Origin of the sequence: Roseicyclus marinus, from assembly GCF_036322625.1 — a bacterium.
GTDB lineage: Bacteria > Pseudomonadota > Alphaproteobacteria > Rhodobacterales > Rhodobacteraceae > Roseicyclus > Roseicyclus marinus_A.
Genome location: NZ_AP027266.1, coordinates 1,633,876 through 1,648,863, shown reverse-complemented (window position 1 = coordinate 1,648,863; position 14,988 = coordinate 1,633,876). Strand labels below are relative to the sequence as shown.

At 64.6% G+C, this 14,988-nt stretch carries 18 protein-coding genes; 3 read left to right on the top strand and 15 right to left on the bottom strand.

Features of this window, described 5'->3' with window-relative positions:
- Positions 1-16 precede the first annotated feature (16 nt).
- From AABA51_RS07920 to AABA51_RS07905, 4 genes are read right to left on the bottom strand one after another with little or no spacing between them, the layout of a single operon-like run.
- On the bottom strand, positions 17-1,228 hold the full coding sequence (locus AABA51_RS07920; protein ID WP_338276213.1) for a beta-ketoacyl-[acyl-carrier-protein] synthase family protein: 1,212 nt from the start codon (positions 1,226-1,228) through the stop codon (positions 17-19).
- A 7-nt stretch (positions 1,229-1,235) separates the two neighbouring features.
- Positions 1,236-1,505, bottom strand: a complete 270-nt coding sequence (locus AABA51_RS07915) for an acyl carrier protein (RefSeq protein ID WP_338276211.1) — start codon at positions 1,503-1,505, stop codon at positions 1,236-1,238.
- 32 nt (positions 1,506-1,537) lie between these two features.
- A complete protein-coding gene (locus AABA51_RS07910; protein WP_338276210.1) occupies positions 1,538-2,635 on the bottom strand; it encodes a UDP-3-O-(3-hydroxymyristoyl)glucosamine N-acyltransferase in 1,098 nt (365 codons plus the stop codon).
- A 37-nt stretch (positions 2,636-2,672) separates the two neighbouring features.
- Positions 2,673-4,271 (bottom strand): L,D-transpeptidase family protein, encoded by a 1,599-nt coding sequence (locus tag AABA51_RS07905; RefSeq protein WP_338276208.1) that lies wholly within the window; start codon positions 4,269-4,271, stop codon positions 2,673-2,675.
- 360 nt (positions 4,272-4,631) lie between these two features.
- Here AABA51_RS07905 and AABA51_RS07900 point away from each other — a divergent pair, with 360 nt between their 5' ends.
- The 3 genes from AABA51_RS07900 to msrA all read left to right on the top strand — a co-directional run bounded on the left by AABA51_RS07900 (position 4,632) and on the right by msrA (position 6,287).
- Positions 4,632-5,192, top strand: a complete 561-nt coding sequence (locus AABA51_RS07900) for a YcbK family protein (protein WP_338276206.1) — start codon at positions 4,632-4,634, stop codon at positions 5,190-5,192.
- 133 nt (positions 5,193-5,325) lie between these two features.
- Positions 5,326-5,775 carry a peptide-methionine (R)-S-oxide reductase MsrB gene (gene msrB / locus AABA51_RS07895; protein WP_338276204.1) on the top strand — a complete coding sequence of 150 codons (450 nt, stop codon included), beginning with the start codon at positions 5,326-5,328 and terminating at the stop codon, positions 5,773-5,775.
- Positions 5,772-6,287, top strand: coding sequence for a peptide-methionine (S)-S-oxide reductase MsrA (msrA, locus tag AABA51_RS07890; protein ID WP_338276202.1), 516 nt, complete (start codon positions 5,772-5,774; stop codon positions 6,285-6,287). The genes msrB and msrA overlap by 4 nt, the downstream gene beginning before the upstream one ends.
- Positions 6,288-6,340: 53 nt before the next feature.
- On the opposite strand, the gene AABA51_RS07885 is transcribed toward msrA, so the two are convergent.
- From AABA51_RS07885 to AABA51_RS07835, 11 genes are all read right to left on the bottom strand, one after another.
- Positions 6,341-7,021 (bottom strand): hypothetical protein, encoded by a 681-nt coding sequence (locus AABA51_RS07885; RefSeq protein WP_338276200.1) that lies wholly within the window; start codon positions 7,019-7,021, stop codon positions 6,341-6,343.
- On the bottom strand, positions 6,993-8,504 hold the full coding sequence (locus tag AABA51_RS07880) for a PucC family protein (protein ID WP_338276198.1): 1,512 nt from the start codon (positions 8,502-8,504) through the stop codon (positions 6,993-6,995). Before AABA51_RS07880 ends, AABA51_RS07885 begins: the two co-directional genes overlap by 29 nt.
- A 128-nt stretch (positions 8,505-8,632) precedes the next feature.
- The gene (locus AABA51_RS07875) at positions 8,633-8,971 is read right to left on the bottom strand and encodes a light-harvesting protein (protein ID WP_338276196.1); all 339 of its coding nucleotides are present in this window, start codon (positions 8,969-8,971) and stop codon (positions 8,633-8,635) included.
- A gap of 12 nt (positions 8,972-8,983) precedes the next feature.
- Positions 8,984-9,139 carry a light-harvesting antenna LH1, beta subunit gene (gene pufB / locus AABA51_RS07870; protein ID WP_277822569.1) on the bottom strand — a complete coding sequence of 52 codons (156 nt, stop codon included), beginning with the start codon at positions 9,137-9,139 and terminating at the stop codon, positions 8,984-8,986.
- Between the two features lie 257 nt (positions 9,140-9,396).
- The gene (locus tag AABA51_RS07865) at positions 9,397-10,338 is read right to left on the bottom strand and encodes a 1-phosphofructokinase family hexose kinase (RefSeq protein WP_338276195.1); all 942 of its coding nucleotides are present in this window, start codon (positions 10,336-10,338) and stop codon (positions 9,397-9,399) included.
- Positions 10,339-10,382: 44 nt separating this feature from the next.
- Positions 10,383-11,927, bottom strand: coding sequence for a rhodanese-like domain-containing protein (locus tag AABA51_RS07860; protein WP_338276193.1), 1,545 nt, complete (start codon positions 11,925-11,927; stop codon positions 10,383-10,385).
- A gap of 38 nt (positions 11,928-11,965) precedes the next feature.
- A complete protein-coding gene (locus tag AABA51_RS07855) occupies positions 11,966-12,340 on the bottom strand; it encodes a Na+/H+ antiporter subunit G (RefSeq protein WP_338276191.1) in 375 nt (124 codons plus the stop codon).
- A 12-nt stretch (positions 12,341-12,352) separates the two neighbouring features.
- The gene (locus AABA51_RS07850; RefSeq protein WP_338276189.1) at positions 12,353-12,622 is read right to left on the bottom strand and encodes a K+/H+ antiporter subunit F; all 270 of its coding nucleotides are present in this window, start codon (positions 12,620-12,622) and stop codon (positions 12,353-12,355) included.
- Positions 12,619-13,110 (bottom strand): Na+/H+ antiporter subunit E, encoded by a 492-nt coding sequence (locus AABA51_RS07845; RefSeq protein WP_338276187.1) that lies wholly within the window; start codon positions 13,108-13,110, stop codon positions 12,619-12,621. Before AABA51_RS07845 ends, AABA51_RS07850 begins: the two co-directional genes overlap by 4 nt.
- A gap of 4 nt (positions 13,111-13,114) precedes the next feature.
- Entirely contained in the window at positions 13,115-14,638 is a 1,524-nt protein-coding gene (locus AABA51_RS07840) for a monovalent cation/H+ antiporter subunit D (protein ID WP_338276186.1), read from the bottom strand.
- Positions 14,635-14,988 (bottom strand): Na+/H+ antiporter subunit C, encoded by a 354-nt coding sequence (locus tag AABA51_RS07835; protein WP_338276184.1) that lies wholly within the window; start codon positions 14,986-14,988, stop codon positions 14,635-14,637. Before AABA51_RS07835 ends, AABA51_RS07840 begins: the two co-directional genes overlap by 4 nt.

Below are 14,988 nucleotides of genomic sequence, written 5' to 3'. Positions count from 1 at the left end.
GGTGGAGGCCGCCCGATCAGGGCGCGCGGCGCAGCGCGAGGACGGCGTTGAATCCGCCAAAGGCGAAAGCGTTGGACAGGCAGGCTTCGACCTTGGCTTCGCGGGCGACATTGGGCACGACATCGAGCGCGCATTCCGGGTCGGCTTCCTCGTAGCCGATGGTGGGCGCGATGATCCCGTCCTTCAGCGCCATGATGCAGGCCAGAAGCTCGACCGCGCCAGTGCCGCCGATCAGGTGGCCGTGCATGGACTTGGTCGAGGAGATCATCAGGTCATCGGCATGGTGACCAAAGGCATCGGCCACGGCGGCGCATTCGACCTTGTCATTGGCGGCGGTGCCGGTGCCATGGGCGTTGATGTAGCACACATCGGACGGGTTCAGCCGCGCATCCTTGAGTGCGCCGGCGATGGTGCGCGCGGCCCCCTGTTTCGAGGGCATCACGATATCGGCGGCGTCCGACGTCATGGCGAAGCCCACCACCTCGGCCAGGATATCGGCCCCGCGCCGCTTGGCATGTTCGTATTCCTCGAAAACGAACACGGCGGCCCCCTCGCCCTGCACCATCCCGTTGCGGTTGGCGCTGAAGGGGCGGCAGGCGTCCTTGGACATGACGCGCAAACCTTCCCAGGCCTTGACGCCGCCAAAGGACAGCATCGCCTCCGAGCCGCCGGTGACCATCACATCCGTCAGCCCACCCCGGATGAGCTGAAAGGCCAGCCCCATCGCGTGGTTCGAGGAAGCGCAGGCGGTCGCCACCGAAAAGGACGGACCCTTGAGGTTCCATTCCATCGACACATGCGAGGCCGCAGCATTGTTCATCAGCTTCGGCACGACGAAGGGATGGACGCGGTTCTTTCCCTCTTCGTAGACGGTGCGGTAATTCTCGTCCCAGGTGTTCACGCCGCCACCCGCCGTGCCCAGCACAACACCGGACCGTGTGGCAAGTTCGCCCGCGAAGGTCAGGCCCGATCCGTCCAGCGCCTGATGGGCGGCGATCAGGGTGAATTGGGTGAAACGATCATAAAGCGCGATCTGCTGGCGGTTGAACAGCGCCTCTGGGTCATAGCCCTTGACCTGCCCGCCGATCCGCACGCTCAGGCGGTCGAGGTCGCGCAATTCCAGTTCCGCGATCCCGCAGCGTCCCTCGCGCATGGCTTCGAGCGTCGTGGGCACGTCATGCCCGAGCGCGTTGATCGTGCCCTGCCCGGTGATGACGACGCGGCGCATGATCTGCTCAGCCGCCCTTTTGGTCGGCGACGAGCGCCTCGACGGCGGCGATGATGGCCGCGACCGAGGAGATGTCGAAATCGCTCTGGTCGGGTTCGTTTGCGTTGAACGGCACCTGGATGTCGAAGGCTTCCTCGATCGCGAAGATCGACTCGACCAGTCCAAGGCTGTCGATGCCAAGATCGGCCAATGTCGCCTCGGGCGTCACGTCTCCGGGTTCCAGAACCGCCTGTTCGGCGATGATCGCGATCACCTTGTCACGGATAGCGTCAGACATGCCCAAACCCTCTTGCCCGGCTTGCGCGTCACTTAAGATGTCTTGTCCGTCTTGAAAACGGCTTTCTGCAAGGCTGCGACGGTCTGGGCCAGGCGTGGCAGGCGGCGCAGTGCCTTGTACATCTCGACCTGCGTTTCCATGCGCACCGCCGGATAGCCCAGAAGCGCCCGGCCGGGGGGCACGGTGGACAGGATGATGGTGGAGGCCCCCGTCACCACGTCCGATCCGATTTCCAGATTGTCGGCGACACCGGTCTGGCCGCCCAGCACGACGCGGTCGCCGATGGTGACCGATCCCGCGATGCCGACCTGCCCGCAGAGCAGGCAATCCTGCCCAATGCGGCAATTGTGGCCGACATGGACCATGTTGTCGAGCTTGGTCCCATTCCCGATGGTCGTATCGGCGACCGTGCCCCGGTCGATGGTGGCATTGGCCCCGATCTCGACATCATCGCCGATCCGGACCGAGCCGAGCGAGTGGATGCGCGTCCAGCCTTGCGGCGTCACGGCCCCGTCAGCCTTGCCAAGGGTGGCGCGGGTGGTTTCGACCTGGCTGGTTTCGGGGGTGACGAAGCTGAACCCGTCGCCGCCGATCACACAGCCGGGTTGCAGGATGACGCGGTCCCCGATGATCACGCGTGCGCCCACCCGCGCGCCCTGCAAGATTAGGGCGTCATCGCCTATCCGGGCCCCTTCGGCGATGGAGACATGGCTTGCGATGCGCGCGCGCGCGCCGATCTGCACATCGGGGCCGATCACGACGAAGGGTCCGATGGCGGCCCCCGCCCCGATCCGTGCGGTCGGATCGATCACGCTGGACGGGTGAATGCCTGCAGCGATGACGGGGCCTGGATCGAGGGCGCACGTGACATGGGCCATGGCGATCCGGGGGCGCGGCGCGACGATGGCCGCTTGCAGGCCCAGGGCCCGCCAATCCATGCCCGCACCGATCACGGCGGCGCGCGCGGAGCCTTGGGCCAGGCCGGCGGCGTATTTCGCGCTCATGGCCATGGCAAGGTCATCGGGACCCGCCTGCCCCGGCTCGGCCACGCCGGTGACGATGATCGTGCCGTCGCCAAGAACCTCGGTCCCGAGCGCCGTTGCGATCTGCTGAATGCTGTACCCCGTCATGCCGACCCCGCGTCGCCTGATGTCGCGGGATCAGGCTTTAGCTGGCCGGATCGGGCATGACCACCCCAAGCGACTGGATGGCCGCCGACAGCCGTGCGTTCCGTCCGTAGATATCGTTGCGGAACTGGATGTGCCCATCGGATTCCACCCAGGCCGTCAGATAGGTCAGGTGCACGGGAATATGCACGTCGAGATCGAGATAGGTTTCCTCGCCCGTGGCAAGAATGCCCTGGAACAGGCCCACCGGATCGTCGGTCTGCCGCGCGAGCAGGTGATAGGCAAATTCATGCGGGTCATCGAGCCGGATACAGCCCGAGGAATAGGCCCGCACCTCATGCTCCATCAGGTATTGATCGGGGCTGTCATGCAGGTAGATCGCATGCCGGTTGGGGAACATGAACTTGACCGTGCCAAGCGCGTTGCGCGGCCCCGGAGGCTGGCGCAGGTCGAAGGGGAAATTCGACACGGTGTACTGGCTCATGTCGATGCTGGCCGGGTTCACCTGCCGACCGCCCGCCAAAAGCTGCATGTAGGTGCTGCCGCCCGCCAGAATGTTGGGAATGTAGCTGCGCATCGCGATGGAGCGCGGCACATACCAGCTGGGGTTGATCACCATATGCTCCATCTCGTCGGAGAATTCGGGCGTCTGGCGGTCGCGGGCCCCGATGACGGAGCGGGTGATGAAGCTGACCTCCCCGTTGTCGATGACGCGGGTGTGGAAGTCAGTCAGGTTGACGAAGATCAGCCGGTCATGGACCTGTCCGTCATTGAGCCAGCGGTGACGCTCCATCGACAGGACGATCTCGTTCCAATGGTCTTCGACCGAACGGTTCACGGCGCGGATCGTGTCAGCATCGGCGATGCCATCAGCCGTCATGCCGTTGTTGGCCTGGAAATTCACCACGGCCGCCTGAAGGGCGCTGTCGTATTCAGCGGTGGCCGAGCGGTCGAGATAGCCCATCCGCATCAGCCGGTTGCGCAGCTGCACGACCGCCTGCCCCGTATCGCCGGGACGCAGGCTGCCCGCCTGCACCGTCGGACCGTAGCCGCCATCGGCGGCCAGCGCCTCGAGCTCCAGCTTGGTGCGCAACAGCCGCGTATAGGCGGGGCTTTGCGGCGGCAGGGACGCCATGAACCGATGCGGATCGCTGTCGAGGAATTCCGACATCAGCCCATAGGGGTCACGATGCGGCAGATCCTGAAAGATGTCGGGAATGATCGTGGAGGGGTCGATGAAGCCGCCATGCACATCCTGCGCGTATTGCAGGAAGATGCGACTGGCCATCACGTCCGCCTGCCCGCGCAGGTAGGGGTTCGTCGCGGCGTGAAATGCCGCCCGCAGACCTTCGGTGTCGTACCGGTCGATCGGGAGTCCGTGGACATGCGCCTGTTCCAGCGCCCGCATGAGCGCCGCGCGCCTGTCAGCGGCTTCGGTCACGGTCCAGACCGGCTGGAAATCGCGGTCGCGATAGAAGGCGACCAGCGCCTCGTCCTGGGCGGCCGCCTCGGCGATGGCTTGACGCAGGGCCGAAAACGCCTGTGCCTCGACGGGGGTCGGGGCGAGCGAAAGGGTCGCAATCGGTGCCGCCACAAGTGCGGCGGCAAGCAGCGCGGAGCGGGCGATACTGAACGTCATGGCTTTGACTGCCTTTGAAACTTTTGGTTTGCGGCTATGCACACAAGAAAACAGGCGATAGCCAGCATGTCCATTCACATTGCCGAAAGTTTTTTTCTATAGGTCTCGGGCCGCAACAGTGGATGTCCCCACTTTCGGGTGCGTGCCCGGTTGCGCGGAGTTTCACCCGGTCCGATTCGAAGACCGGCGAAAATTTGCCGAAATCCGGGGCTTGCTCGAATCGAAGCGCAACTAGCACTTTCACGAAAGTTTCAGTTGTGTCATGAATCTCACAGCGCCTGGGGATGGCACGCGTCTTGAAGGCTCCGGAACAAGGGGTCGACGCATCACGGACGGGCAAGACATGGGGCAACCTGACCAATGACGACGACGACGTTTTCGCGCCGCGCGCTTTTGCGTGCGTTTGCTGCGACTGCCGTGACTGCGGCACCGATGATGGCCAATGCGACGGGTTTCCTGCGCGGGGCCGGTGATGTTCGCCGTATCACGATGTACAATGGCCGCGCTGGCGAAAGCATCGACATGATCTACTGGATCGAGGGTGACTACATTGCCCCCGCGCTTGAAGAGATCAGCTTTTTCATGCGCGACTGGCGCAACAACCAGGTCCACACCATCGATCCGCGCACCATCGACATCATGACGGCGGCGCATCGTCTGTTGGAAACCTCGGAACCCTACATGCTTTTGTCGGGCTATCGCAGCCCCGAAACCAATGCCATGTTGCGCAGCCGGTCTTCCGGGGTGGCGCGCAATTCGCTGCACATGCAGGGCGAAGCGGCCGATCTGCGGGTCAATTCCCGTTCCGTGAACCAGATCTTCAACGCGGCGCGCGCCTGCAATGCGGGCGGGGTCGGACGATATTCGCGATCGAACTTCGTCCACATGGATTGCGGCCCGGTCCGCAGCTGGGGCGGCTGAACCGCCAAACCGCGTCCCTGCCCTTCCTGAAGCCCCGCAACACCGCTTGCGGGGTTTTCGTTTGCTCGGGAGGTTGGACAGCCTGCCTTGCAGACCCCATATATCGCCCAGACCAATCCGATCAGGAGCGCGCATGACCCGCTATACCAAGGACCCGGATGCCATCGCCCGTCTGACGCCCGAGCAATATCGCGTCACGCAGGCCTCGGGCACCGAACGGCCCGGCACTGGGGAATACCTCTACAACAAGGAGCCTGGCATTTACGTCGACATCGTCTCGGGCGAACCACTTTTCGCATCGTCGGACAAATACGAAAGCGGCTGTGGCTGGCCCAGCTTCACGAAGCCGATCGAGCCTGCCCATATCACGGAGCTGCGGGATCTGACCCATGGCATGATCCGGACCGAGGTGCGTTCGACCCATGGGGACAGCCATCTGGGTCATGTCTTTCCCGATGGGCCGCGGGATCGTGGGGGGCTGCGCTATTGCATCAATTCCGCGTCGCTGCGTTTCGTGCACCGCGATGACATGGTGGCCGAAGGCTACGGCGATTATCTGGACCAGGTGGAGGATGTGGCATGAGCGACCAACGCGAACGCGCCGTTCTGGCGGGCGGGTGTTTTTGGGGCATGCAGGAATTGATCCGGCACAAACCGGGCGTTCTGGCGACGCGGGTGGGCTATACCGGCGGCGATGTCCCCAATGCCACCTATCGCAATCACGGCACCCATGCCGAGGGGATCGAGATCATCTTTGATCCTGCGGTGATCAGTTACCGCGAGATCCTCGAATTCTTCTTCCAGATCCATGACCCGACCACGCCCAACCGTCAGGGCAATGATCGCGGCATGTCCTACCGGTCCGCCATCTATTTCGTGGACGACGGGCAGCGGCAATGCGCGCTCGACACGATCGCGGATGTGGAGGCATCGGGGCTTTGGCCAGGCAAGGTCGTGACGGAGGTGGAACCCGTCGGCCCCTTCTGGGAGGCGGAGCCCGAGCATCAGGATTACCTGCAGCGTATCCCGCATGGCTATACCTGCCACTTTCCCCGCCCCAACTGGGTCTTGCCCAAGCGCGCGGCGGCGGAATGAAAAAAGGCCGGGCAAAGCGCTCGGCCTTTTTGTTTTGGGATCGTGCCGCGTCGTCAGCGATGGGCCGACAGGCTGCGGAAGCCGAATTTCTCGAAAATGCGCGGATGGCCGGACAGGACCGAGGATTTCGTCGGGGACGAGACCGAGCGCGCGGAGCTCAGCATCAGCCGCCCGCCGCGCATCGCGGTCACGCGGCGCGGCTTGTTGCTGAGCAGCGGACGCGGCCAGAACCCGCGCGACATGTAGCGGGTGCCTTGCATCACTGACGGTTTGTAATCGCGCCGCCGCGATACGGTGGGCCACATGAAGATGCCCGAAAAGCTCCACTGCGCCCAACCCGAGCCTACGTAATCATCGCGCGTCATCATCAAGGGATGGCTGGGCAGGATGCTGGGCGTGTGGTTCTCGAGATTGGCGACTTCGCGGATGTATTCGTTGCAGGCGCCCCGGCCCGTATCGATCCAGGCTTCGCTGTCGGCGGCGGCCATGGCAACCCGCGCGGCCCCGAACGGGGTGACGGGTGCGCGGCAGACGAACAGCGCCTGACCGCCCGTCATTGCCCGCATATAGGCGGCGGCTGCCGCCTCACCGACGCGGGCAGCCGCGATGGCCGCGCCATCGGCACTCGTGATGATGCTGAGCGTGCTCTCGGGAAAGCCCTGAGCGCGCAATTTGTCCGCAACCCGGTTTGCGGTTTCGACCTTGTCATAAAGCCGTGAGACGACGGTGGTCATGTGGCTCTCCTCCTGTCGGCCGCCGGTCGGGCGGCGTGGTGTCACTGGATACAGCTTTCGGACCCGGTCGATCCTGGCTGCGAACATAGCTCACGGTCTGGGAAAGTCGCGCCTGTTTTCGGCGCACGAGGATGATCGCAACCGCAGCCATCAGCAGCAGTGCGAATTCGAGGGTAAAGACCGGCGTATAGGCCGCCTCGGCGCGAAAACTTTCTGCCCCCGGCAGCCCGAGGACGAGATCGCGCAGAAGGCCACCCAGCGCCACGGCAAGACCCGCCGCCGTCGCCTGAACGGCACCCCAGGCCCCAAGGGCCAGTCCGACCTGCGCGCGCGGCGCACTGCGCATCGTCGCGGTCAGGGTGCCATGTCCGAAAAGCCCCGCACCAAGTCCTGCGGCAGCCGTGCCCGCAACGAACATCCACGCCGCGCCCATGGGACCTGCCGCGATGATGAGGCCAAAGGCCGGCAAGCCGATCAAGGCCCCCCACCAGGCCACGTCCAGTGGATCATGCCCCTTCATGAGCACGCGCGAGGCGATGGCAAAGCCCACCAGCCCGCCTGCGGCCAGAACGGCGGTCAGGCGCGTGGTGGCCGCGACCGACAGGTCCAGGACCTGCCCGCCATAGGGTTCGAGCAGAACATCGGCCATGCCAAAGCCCATGGTGCCCAGTGCGATGACGATCAAGAGGCCGACAGCCGTCCGCCCCGTAACGAAAAGCCGCCAGGCATCGCGGAATTCAGGATGCGTTTCGACCCGGTTGGCACGCGCCCTGTCGCGCGGCTCCTGTTTCCAAAGCGCCAGAAGGTTGAGCGCGATGGTGATCACGGCAGCCCCCTGAACCACCCGGATCAGCCGACCGGGCGTGTAATCCTGCAAGAGCCATCCAAAGACGAGGGCCGAACCGATCATGCCCAAGAGCAGCATGACATACATCAGGCCCACGACCTTGGGCTGGTCCTCGATCTCGACAAGGTCCGTGGCCAGCGCCAGGCCCACGGTCTGAACCGTGTGAACCCCCGCACCCACGAGGAGAAAGGCCAGCGCTGCCGCCGATTGGCCGATCCAGGGTGCGGCTTCGGCCGCGTCCTGGTAGCCCGACAGCACGAGAAGCGCGAAAGGCATGATCGCGAAGCCGCCGAATTGCAGCATAGTCCCCTTCCAGATGTAGGGAACGCGGCGCCAGCCCAAGGCGGATCTGTGGGTGTCGGATTTGTAGCCGATAAGCGCGCGGAAGGGCGCAAAGACCAGCGGCAAGGCGATCATCAGCGCCACGAGCGAGGCGGGCACCGCCAGTTCGACGATCATCACGCGGTTCAGCGTGCCGACCAGCAGAACAAGCGCCATACCCACGGTCACCTGGAACAGCGACAGCCGCAGAAGACGGGACAGGGGCACGCTTTCGGTCGCCACATCGGCAAAGGGAAGAAACCGGGGCGCGATGCCCTGGATCTTCCGAAGCGCGGTGTCGCGAAGGCTGGTCATGATGGAAAATCGTCCATTCCGCCCATCATCACCATCTGTCCGGGGGCGTGCCGGAATCGGGTCGGGGGTGCGGGATCAGCCGCGGCCTCCGACCCGGTTGTCACGGTCGTTCGGCATCGGATCAGCCCCTATTGCCGCAGCGCGGCCTGGGTCAGATCGTCAACCACCAGCGTGGCGGTCCGGCCATCGGGCAGGATCACGCGCATCGATTGGGTGCCATCCGCATTCGCGTCGATATACATCGGCAGGTTCGCGGTAGCCCCGGCCGAAGCGGGCAGAACGCCACGTTCGGTCGAAAGTGCTGCGGTTTCACCACCGGCCGAGCTGCCGGAGAGGAAATCGGCAACCCAGGTCGTGTTGCTCAGAACCGCCACATGGACGGCAAAAGAGCCCACGGCCACGGCGCCGAGGAACAGCGGCACACCCACGGTCGGTTTGACCACAAGCCACATCTTTGCGTTGTTCATGCTGTGCCCTCCTCAGCCGAGCCACGGTGTGGACACGGCCACAAGCACATGCGCGAGCAGCGCGATCGCGCCGAAGACGCGGGTGCCATCGATGAGGTAGCTATGCACCTCTTCTGCTTCTTTCAGGGTCAGACCGGTCGGCCAGACCTTATCGGGATCGTCGGCCATATGCCGCCCCTCCTTTCTTGCGACTACAATCGGCGGGCACAATGCCGCGCCGCTCAACGGCGGAGGGAGGCGGCGCCTCCCAAAGCCATAACTGTAAAGTTGACATGACAGTTTGAACACTTCAACTGTAAATCTGACAAGACAGTTCTTTTCCTGTGCGCCGGGCCGCTCAAAGCGGTTTAGGCGCTGCCCGGAGCCCGGAATCCGGAGCGGAACAGGCCGCCATGGCCCCCCGAACAGGCACGATTCGCAGTTTTTCAGATCGCGCGGGCCGCGCTTGACGGCAGCAAAGCCTGCATCGTCGCGGCCTCGCAGAGGCGGGTTGCCGGGGTGGTGACAGCTGCACTGGCTGCGGCGCACCCATGGGACAGGACCTCTGGCAAGGGCAATCCGCGCGCCAGCGCCAGCACTGCACCGGCGACGAAACTGTCCCCTGCGCCGGTGCGCGACACGACCTCCACATCCGCTGCCGGAGCAAACCAACGCCCCTCGGCACTGGCAAGAACCGAGCCTTCGGCCCTTCGGGCGATGATCACGACCCTTGCCGCCCCTTGTGCCACCAAAGCCGTCGCAAGGGCCGCGCTGTCCGCAGCCATCGGCAAGGCGCGCCCTGCAAGCGCTTCGGCTTCGGCCGCATCCATCCGCAACACGGCCAATCCCGTCTTGCCCTCAGCCAAGGCTTTGAGGGCCGCGCCCGATGTGTCGGCCATGACCTCCACCCCCTGCCCCGACAACCGCCGTACAAGAGCCGCCAGCGCATCGGCTGAAAAGCCGGGGGGCAAGGAGCCGGACAGAACGAGCCAATCCCCGGGCCCTGCCCGGTTCGTGATCGCCTGCGACACGGTCACCTGATCGCCGGAGTTCCATGCCGGGCCGGGAAAGATAAAGCGGAACTGGTGGCCTGTCCGTTCTTCGATGACAGACAGGTTCTGCCGCACCGCGCCGGGCGCAGGCAGGCATTCCACGGATACGCCGCAGCCTGCCAGCATCTCGACGAGGGCCGTGGCTTCTGCACCGCTTGCGGCGACAAGCGCTGTTGCCGCGCCGCCCAGCTGGATGATCGCCCGCGCGACGTTGATGCCGCCACCGCCGGGATCGCGCAGCGGTTCGCGACATCGCAGCTTTTCGCCCGGCAAAAGCTCCGGCGTCGTGGTTTCTAGATCGATCGCCGGGTTGAGCGTTACGGTCAGGATGGCCATGATCTTGTGCTAGCCTGCTATGGCCGTGCCGCTCAAGCGGACAATCACATGAGAAACTGCGCCCGTTCCGCCGCGCTCAATTGCGCGACCAGCCCCTTTTCCCAGGCGAGATAGAGCCGGGACGCGTCTGCATTGCCCGAGTGGCGGCCATGGGCAAAGCTTATGATGTCGACGGCTTCGTCCAGGTCCAGCTCTTGCCCCGGTACGATCTGCGCACCGGCGGTGCGCAAGGCGGGCAATCCGCCCTCGACGATCTGCACATCGGTCCGCCCGCGCGCGATCAGGGTCGCCGCCGCAAGCTCGGCACGCGCGGTCCTATCGCCGATCAGAAGGGGCGCAATACCCGGCGGTGGAACCTGCAACGCCGCGCGATGGCACCAGACCGCCCCTGCCACAGTGCCCGCCATGTGATCGCTTGATCCCCGCAGATCAAGCAGCATGGCCTTGCCTTCGGCCACGGTTTGAAGCGCTGTCCCTGCGGCAATGCGCGAGACCGAGTGTCGCTTTGGTTCTGGAAACTCCCGGCTCGGCAGGCTGCGCAACGCCGCGTCGATCCGGCATACGGCCACGTCATGACCAAGGGCGCGCAGCCAGAAAGCCCCAAGCGCCCCCCGCACCCCCAAGTCATCGACAAGCACGACCCGCGCGCGCCGGGGGCCGATGTAGCGGTCGGTGGCCTGAACGAGCGTGACGAGCGGCGCGCCCGTCGCGCAGGGGATGCGATCCGCCCTCGCCTCGGCGCTATCGCGCACGTCGAAGACGAAAGTGGTGCGGCCAGGATCGCCAAGTTCTGCCGAAAGCGCCTTGGCCGTAATCAGGGCGAGGGCGTGTTCCGCCATGAAGGCCTCTGCGCGGTTGCGTGTCATCTCGGCATCCACGCCGGGCAGCGGGGCCACGGCATTGTCCCGGACCAGATCCCGTCCCGCAAGACACCAGCCCTGCGTTCCGTCCTCCAGCCACCAGACCTCGCGATTGGGATCGAACAGCGACAGGCTTGCTGCGCCCACAATCCCCCGCGTCCGGCCCGCGCAGGTCAGAACGATGGGTGCCCCTGCGGGCAGGCTGTCGATCCGGTGCACCAGTTCGCCATTGGGAAGACAGACAGCGCCCGGCACGGTCATCTCGGCGTGTTCGCTCGCCGGTCGCGTGTCAAAGAACAGGAACCTGCGCCCCTCGTCGCGCCACTGCGCCAATCGCTCGGCTGGCAGCGGGCGCGGGTGAAGGGCGAGTTCCGCCAGTTCCCCGAGCGTCTTGGAGGGAACATGCACCCCCTTGTAGAGCGTCAGCCCCGCCGCCGCCCAACCGGGCGCACCGGCTGCGATCACCGCCACATCCGTGTAGCCCATTCCGGCAAGAATACTTGCAGCCTCGACCGCGATCCCGTCGCCCGCATCGAGCAGAAAGACCGGGCAGGACAGGCGCGGCACCAGCGCGCCGATCGACGTTTCCAACAGGCTGAAGGGACAGGGCACGGCAAAAAGTGGATGCCCTTCGGAAAAGGGTCCGGGTTCTCGCAGGTCGATCAGCGCGATCTCCCCTGCCCCGAGCAGCCTTGTATTGGCCTGTGTCGCCGTGATGGTTTCAGCCATGCTTCCCCCCTTTGAGCTTGGCTCTTCGTGGCTGCCTGTCAGGGGGTGCGACGATCCTCGGGGGCGTCGTCATAGGGGGACCAGCCCTCACCTGTTCCGCTGGGCGGCAGGTCGTCGCCGCGCAGGTGCTGGACCATATACACCTTGGCGATGAAATGCGCGGTGATCGGGGCGGTCAGAAACAGGAACATGGTGATCAGAAGCTCGTGGAACGAGAACTGGCCCTTTTCGACGTAGAACCAGATCATCGAGGCAACCAGCATTCCCCCCACGCCCAGCGTGGTGGCCTTGGTCGGGGCATGCAGGCGTTGCAAGGTGTTGCGCAGCCGAACCAGCCCGAAAGAGCCGACAAACCCGAAGATCCCGCTGACGATCAGCGCGGCGGAAATCAGGATCTCACCGATGATGTCCATGGCCTGCCCCCCTTATTCGATGATGTTGCCGCGCAGCAGGTAGCGGCAATAGGCGACGGTGGACACGAAACCGACCATGGCGATCAGCATCGCGGCCTCGAAATAGATCGCCGTCCCGCGCCAGATGCCATACAGCACCAACAGCGCGATCACGTTGATGACCATCGTGTCGAGCGCAAGGATACGGTCGGCAGCGGTCGGCCCCTGCGCGATCCGCCACAGATCGAGGATCAGGGCGAGCCCGTAACAACTGGCCGCGAAGAAAAGCGCCATCTCGATCATTCGAAAATCTCCTTGAGGCGGCGTTCGTAGCGCGTCTTGATCTGGTCCCGCACCCCGTCCGGATCATCGGTATCGAGCGTGTGGACAAGGATGGCCGCGCTGTCGGCGGACAGTGTCGCTGATACGGTGCCGGGCGTCATGGTGATCGTGCCGGCAAGGACGGTGATCGCTTCGGCCGAGGTCAGTTCGACCGGCACCGTGATCCAGACCGAGTTGATCCGCGCCTCGGGCCGGAACAGAAGGATCATCGCGACCTGAACATTGGCGACGACGATGTCCCATAGCACGATCAGCGTGTATTCGATGATCATGCGCGGGTTTCGCACCCGTGGCCGATCCGGCCAATAGGCCCGCGTCAGCATCGGAATGACAAGGCCGAAACCCGCGCCAAGGATCACGTTGCCAAGGGTGACCTTGTTGACGAGCGCCAGCCAAACCACGACCAGCGACAGGGTCAGAAGCGGATGGGGAACGAGACGTGCCAGCATGTCCTCAACCCTCCGTTCCGGTGCCAAGCACCGCCGTCATGTATCCGGCCCGATCAAAGATCTGCAGCGCCGTATCCTCAAGATAGCCCGAAACCGGCAGGGCAAGGATCGCAAGCAGCGCCAGCATCCCGATGGAGATCATCGCAGGGGCCAGTTCCCATGCCCCCGCCTTGCGCGTTTCGGGGGAGGCGGCAAGCGGCGCTTCTAGCGCGGTCGAGGACCAGAACAGCACGCTGCCTGCCCGTGCAAAGCCCACGATGGTCAGAAGCGATCCACCCAGGATCGCGGCCCAGGCCCAGCCCATCAGACCCGGCTCGCGCAGCGCATCGAGGATCAGGAGCTTGCCCAGAAATCCGCTGAGCGGCGGCATGCCCGCCATGCCGATGGCCGCCCCGAAAAACAGCGCCGCGAACAGGCCGTTCTGTGCCGTTGCCGGGACCGGTCGCAGCGCGTCGTTGTTGCGTCGTGCGACGACGAGATCCGCGACAAGGAACAGGCAGGCGGCGGCAAAGGTCGAATGCACCAGGTAATAAAGCGCCGCAGTGGTTGCCTCGGGCGAAAAGGCCGAAACCGCCGCCATCAGCGTGCCCATCGACCCCAACACCGAAAAGGCGATGAGCGGCATCAGCCGTCGCGCGCCCAAAACGCCGAAAGCGCCCACGGCGATGGTCAGGATGGCCGCCGGGAAGAGCCATGTCGCCGCCAGATCCTCGGTCGGCGTGATGCCCGGACCAAAGGAGATCGTATGGACCCGCAAGATCGCATAGGCCCCCACCTTGGTCATGATGGCAAAAAGCGCCGCCACCGGGGCGGAGGCATTGGCATAGGTTGCAGGCAGCCAGAACTGCACCGGGAAAAGCGCAGCCTTCACCGCGAAGACGATCATCAAAAGGATCGCCGCCACCCGCACCAGCGCCGCCTCCTCCGCCGGGATCGTGGCGATCACGCGCGCCATGTCGGCGATGTTGAGCGTCCCGGTCGAGGCGTACAGCGTGCCTAGCGCGAACAGGAACAGCGTCGATCCCGCAAGGTTCATGACCACGTATTGCAGGCCCGCGCGCACCCTGTCGCGGCCGCCCGCATGGATCATCAACCCGTAGGAGGCGATCAGCAGCACCTCGAAGAAAACGAACAGGTTGAAGATATCCCCGGTCAGGAAAGCCCCGCAGATGCCCATCAACTGGAACTGGAACAGCGTGTGGAAATGCTTTCCGCGCGCGTCCCAGCCGGTGGCGATGGCATGGATCAGCACGATCACAGCCAGCACGGCCGTCAAAAGCACCATCAGCGCCGACAGCCGGTCGAGCACCAGCACGATGCCAAAGGGCGCGGGCCAATCCCCCAGCCGGTAGACAAAGGTTTCGCCCGTAGCCGCCATTCCGGCATTGAACAGGGCGACAGCCAGCAACAGAACGGTGCCCGTGACCGACGCGATGCGCGCCAGCCCGATATCGTGGCGCATGACAAAGCCGATGATGGGCGCAAAGAGCGCGGGCATCACGACGGGAAGGATGATCCAATGCATCACTTGCCCCCCTCGGCGCGGTCATCATTTTGGTCGATGTCGACCCTATCGCTTTCGGCCTCGAAATAGGCGGCCAGCCCGATCATCACCAGAACGGCGGTCATCCCGAAGGAGATCACGATCGCGGTCAGAACCAGGGCCTGCGGCAGCGGGTCGGTATAGCTCGCCTCGCCATAACGCGACAGGATGGGCGACTGGTCGATAGCCAGACGCCCGCTGGCAAAGATGAAGACGTTGACCGCATAGGACAGGAAGGCCAGCCCAAGGATCACGGGAAACGTGCGCAGGCGCAGGAGCAGATAGACACCCGCAGCCGTCAGAACGCCGATGGCGCTTGCGAGGATCATTTCCAT

What these genes read in the sequence shown, in the direction of transcription:
- msrB (WP_338276204.1), top strand. Translation starts at nt 5,326, where the DNA reads ATGACCCGCTATACCAAGGACCCGGATGCCATCGCCCGTCTGACGCCC.
- AABA51_RS07915 (WP_338276211.1), bottom strand. Translation starts at nt 1,505, where the DNA reads ATGTCTGACGCTATCCGTGACAAGGTGATCGCGATCATCGCCGAACAG.
- AABA51_RS07835 (WP_338276184.1), bottom strand. Translation starts at nt 14,988, where the DNA reads ATGGAAATGATCCTCGCAAGCGCCATCGGCGTTCTGACGGCTGCGGGT.
- AABA51_RS07880 (WP_338276198.1), bottom strand. Translation starts at nt 8,504, where the DNA reads ATGACCAGCCTTCGCGACACCGCGCTTCGGAAGATCCAGGGCATCGCG.
- AABA51_RS07905 (WP_338276208.1), bottom strand. Translation starts at nt 4,271, where the DNA reads ATGACGTTCAGTATCGCCCGCTCCGCGCTGCTTGCCGCCGCACTTGTG.
- AABA51_RS07865 (WP_338276195.1), bottom strand. Translation starts at nt 10,338, where the DNA reads ATGGCCATCCTGACCGTAACGCTCAACCCGGCGATCGATCTAGAAACC.
- AABA51_RS07860 (WP_338276193.1), bottom strand. Translation starts at nt 11,927, where the DNA reads ATGGCTGAAACCATCACGGCGACACAGGCCAATACAAGGCTGCTCGGG.
- AABA51_RS07885 (WP_338276200.1), bottom strand. Translation starts at nt 7,021, where the DNA reads ATGACCACCGTCGTCTCACGGCTTTATGACAAGGTCGAAACCGCAAAC.
- AABA51_RS07855 (WP_338276191.1), bottom strand. Translation starts at nt 12,340, where the DNA reads ATGGACATCATCGGTGAGATCCTGATTTCCGCCGCGCTGATCGTCAGC.
- AABA51_RS07920 (WP_338276213.1), bottom strand. Translation starts at nt 1,228, where the DNA reads ATGCGCCGCGTCGTCATCACCGGGCAGGGCACGATCAACGCGCTCGGG.
- pufB (WP_277822569.1), bottom strand. Translation starts at nt 9,139, where the DNA reads ATGGCCGACGATCCCGATAAGGTCTGGCCGACCGGTCTGACCCTGAAA.
- msrA (WP_338276202.1), top strand. Translation starts at nt 5,772, where the DNA reads ATGAGCGACCAACGCGAACGCGCCGTTCTGGCGGGCGGGTGTTTTTGG.
- AABA51_RS07900 (WP_338276206.1), top strand. Translation starts at nt 4,632, where the DNA reads ATGACGACGACGACGTTTTCGCGCCGCGCGCTTTTGCGTGCGTTTGCT.
- AABA51_RS07845 (WP_338276187.1), bottom strand. Translation starts at nt 13,110, where the DNA reads ATGCTGGCACGTCTCGTTCCCCATCCGCTTCTGACCCTGTCGCTGGTC.
- AABA51_RS07910 (WP_338276210.1), bottom strand. Translation starts at nt 2,635, where the DNA reads ATGACGGGGTACAGCATTCAGCAGATCGCAACGGCGCTCGGGACCGAG.
- AABA51_RS07850 (WP_338276189.1), bottom strand. Translation starts at nt 12,622, where the DNA reads ATGATCGAGATGGCGCTTTTCTTCGCGGCCAGTTGTTACGGGCTCGCC.
- AABA51_RS07875 (WP_338276196.1), bottom strand. Translation starts at nt 8,971, where the DNA reads ATGAACAACGCAAAGATGTGGCTTGTGGTCAAACCGACCGTGGGTGTG.